A 3,294-nucleotide genomic window follows, 5' to 3' on the forward strand; every position below is an offset into this window, starting at 1 on the left:
GGGGTCCTGGGTGAGATCGGGGATGACGAAGAGGTCGGACTGGTGGATCGCGTGGGCGCAGATCGAGACGTCGAGGGGGAGTTCGCACGTGCCGATGCCCACCTCCGCCTTGAACCACTGACGATCGCCGGCGATGAAGTTGACCACCGCCATCGGCGCTTCAAACACATCGGCCGCCAGCCGGGCGATATCGTCAAACTCCGCCTCACGCGAAGTATCTAGAATCGCATAGGATTCGAGCGCGGCGAGGCGATCGACCTCGGTCGAGGGAGTGTTTGGGGCAGCGTTCACTTGGGGCGATTACCTGAAGGACGGATGCGGCATCAACAATCATCGGCATCGGCTGGTTGCGCCGGGCCGAAAAGCTTTGCCACAATCGTGGCCGCGAACAAGTTCGGCAGCCATTCGTTCGAACCGCGTGCAGACCGCCCCTTCCCCCGCCCGCGCCGGCATCGGCACCTGGACACCGCGCCGCGTGGTCGTGACGCGTTCCGCGCGCGAATTCGCACATGGACGCGCGATTCTGACGCGTGCGCAGCGTCTGGGGATCGCGGTGGAGGAACTGTCGGGGGACCGTCTGACGCTGGCGTTCGAGGACGATCCGCGACGCGCCTATGCCGAGGCCAAGGCGACGCTGGCGGTGGTCGTGGCGCCACCGTCCAAACGGCGGCTGCAGCCGATCGCGCCGAGCGCGGACTGGCGGGTCGATCTGGCGGAAGGATGCCCGGCGCATTGCAGCTATTGCTACCTCGCAGGGTCGCTGAAGGGTCCGCCGATCACCCGCGTCTATGCCAATCTGGAGGAGATACTGGACGGCCTGCCCGCCTATCTGGGACAGGGCACGATCACCTCGCGCAGCAGCGCCCGCGCGCATGAGGGAACGACGTTCGAGGCGTCGTGCTACACCGATCCGCTGGCGCTGGAGCCGCTGACCGGATCACTGTCCGCCGCCATCGCGTGGTTCGGGCGGTGGGACGTGCCCGCGCAACTGCGCTTCACCAGCAAGTTCGCCGATGTGGCGCCGCTGCTGGCGCTGGACCATGGCGGGCGGACGCGGATGCGCGCATCGATCAACCCGCGCGCCTTTGCCCGGTTCGAGGGCGGCACGGCACCCGTCGCCCAGCGATTGCGCGCGCTGGGCCAGATGGCGGCGGCGGGCTACCCGGTCGGACTGACCATCGCGCCGATCATCGCGGCGGAGGGGTGGCAGGCGGCGTACGGCGCGCTGATCGACGATGCCGCCGCCGCCCTGGCGGGCGTGGCCGGGCTGGACCTGACCGTCGAGTTGATCACCCACCGCTTCACCGCCGGATCGAAGGCGGTGCTGGATAGCTGGTATCCGGGATCGTCGCTGGACATGACGCCCCGCGACCGGGTGACCAAGCGCACCAAGTTCGGCACCGAGAAACAGGTCTATGACGCGGCCACCATGCGCGACCTGCGCCAGTTCTTCGAGCGCCGTATCGCCGAGGCATTGCCGATGGCGCGGGTGCTGTACTGGACATGACCGTCTTCTTCACCGCGGACACGCATTTCGGCGACCACCGCACGATCAACATCTCGCGCCGGCCCTTCGCCTCGACCGCGGAGATGGACGACACGCTGATCGCGCGGTGGAACGCGATCGTCGCACCCGATGATACGGTGTGGCACCTGGGCGACGTGGCGCGGCGTCCAGCCGATGTCGCCGGCCTGCTGGCACGGCTGAACGGCACCAAGCATCTGCTGCGCGGGAACAACGACCCGGACGAGACGCTGGCCGCAACGGGCTGGGCCAGCATCGGCGATTATGCCGAGCTGACGCTGGACGATCACCGGCTGGTGCTGTGCCATTATCCCTTCCGTAGCTGGAACGGCCAGCATCGCCGCACGATCAACCTGCATGGCCACAGCCATGGCCGGTTGAAGCCGATGCCCCGGCAATTCGATGTCGGCACCGACGTGCACGACTTCGCCCCCGTCACGCTATCCGACCTGTTGAGGACCTGAGACATGAGCGAGGAATCCAAAGGCCGTGCCGTACCCGGCGGGCGGATCGGGCGACTGGGCGGCATGGGCCGCATCGTCGGCGGCATCGCCGGGGGGATCGTGACCGAGGGCGCACGGCGACTGGCGGCGGGCGAGCGGCCACGGATGAACGACCTGATCCTGACGCCGAAGAACGCGGCGCGGGTGGCGGACCAGCTTGCCAATCTGCGCGGCGCGGCGATGAAGCTGGGCCAGATGATCTCGATGGATGCGGGCGACATTTTGCCGCCCGAGCTGACCCAGATCCTGGCCCGGCTGCGCGACAATGCGCATCACATGCCGCCCAGGCAACTGGACGGCGTGCTGGCGGCGGAATGGGGCCGCGACTGGCGCCGGAAGTTCCGGCATTTCCAGGCACATCCGATCGCCGCCGCCTCGATCGGGCAGGTGCACCGCGCCGAGATGCCCGATGGCCGCGTGCTGGCGATCAAGGTGCAATATCCGGGCATCGCGAACAGCATCGACGCCGATGTCGACAATGTCGCGACGTTGCTGCGCGTCTCCGGATTGTTGCCCCGCGAACTGGAGATCGCGCCGCTGCTGGCCGAGGCGAAACGGCAGTTGCATGAGGAAGCCGATTACGAACGCGAGCGCGCGATGCTGGAACGGTATCGCACGCTGGTCGGCGATGATCCCGCTTACGTAGTGCCGGGGTCCGATGCGGCGCTGAGTACCGGCCGGGTGCTGGCGATGGAATTCGTGGCCGGCGAACGGGTGGAGGTGCTGGAAGCCGCCGATCAGGCGACGCGCGACAAGGCCGCCGAGGCGCTGGTGCGGCTGATGCTGCGCGAACTGTTCGCCTGGGGGGTGATGCAGACCGACCCCAACTTCGCCAATTACCGGTGGCAGGCGGATACGGGCCGGCTGGTACTGCTGGACTTCGGGGCGGCGCGGGTGATCCGGCCGGAAACGCAAAGCGCCTATCATCGTCTGATCCTGGCAGGTCTGAGCGGCGATCGGGATGCGGTGCGCGTGGCGGCGGTCGAGACCGGGTTTCTGGGCGCCGCGGCGACCGAACGGCACCGGGCGACGGTGGACCGGATGATCGCGGTGATCCTGGACAAGCTGGAACAGCCGGGCGCGTTCGATTTCGGCGACCGCGCCTTCGTGCCGGTGCTGCGGCAGGAGGCGGCGACCATGGCGGAGGACCGCGATACCTGGCACCTGCCGCCGGTGGATACGCTGTTCGTGCAGCGCAAGGTAAGCGGGACGGCGCTGCTGTGCGCGCGGTTGAAGGCGCGGGTGGATGTGCGGGGGATGGTGGAG

Annotated in this window: 3 protein-coding genes and 1 pseudogene; 3 read left to right on the forward strand and 1 reads right to left on the reverse strand. The window is 68.1% G+C overall.

Features of this window, described 5'->3' with window-relative positions:
• Nucleotides 1-291, reverse strand: a pseudogene (locus Q0U08_RS19195) (histidine kinase); the annotation flags it as partial.
• A gap of 127 nt (nucleotides 292-418) precedes the next feature.
• Between Q0U08_RS19195 and Q0U08_RS19200 the strand changes: the two are divergent.
• From Q0U08_RS19200 to Q0U08_RS19210, 3 genes are all read left to right on the forward strand, one after another.
• Nucleotides 419-1,507: a spore photoproduct lyase family protein gene (locus Q0U08_RS19200; RefSeq protein ID WP_298093358.1), complete on the forward strand. Its 1,089-nt coding sequence runs from the start codon at nucleotides 419-421 to the stop codon at nucleotides 1,505-1,507.
• Nucleotides 1,504-1,989, forward strand: a complete 486-nt coding sequence (locus Q0U08_RS19205) for a metallophosphoesterase family protein (RefSeq protein WP_298093360.1) — start codon at nucleotides 1,504-1,506, stop codon at nucleotides 1,987-1,989. Before Q0U08_RS19200 ends, Q0U08_RS19205 begins: the two co-directional genes overlap by 4 nt.
• Nucleotides 1,990-1,992: 3 nt before the next feature.
• Nucleotides 1,993-3,294, forward strand: a 1,302-nt coding sequence (locus Q0U08_RS19210; protein WP_298093362.1) for an AarF/ABC1/UbiB kinase family protein, incomplete at its 3' end; no start/stop codon positions are given.

The sequence above is a fragment of the uncultured Sphingomonas sp. genome (genome assembly GCF_946477935.1).
Lineage (GTDB): Bacteria > Pseudomonadota > Alphaproteobacteria > Sphingomonadales > Sphingomonadaceae > Sphingomonas.

What these genes read in the sequence shown, in the direction of transcription:
- Q0U08_RS19205 (WP_298093360.1), top strand. Translation starts at nt 1,504, where the DNA reads ATGACCGTCTTCTTCACCGCGGACACGCATTTCGGCGACCACCGCACG.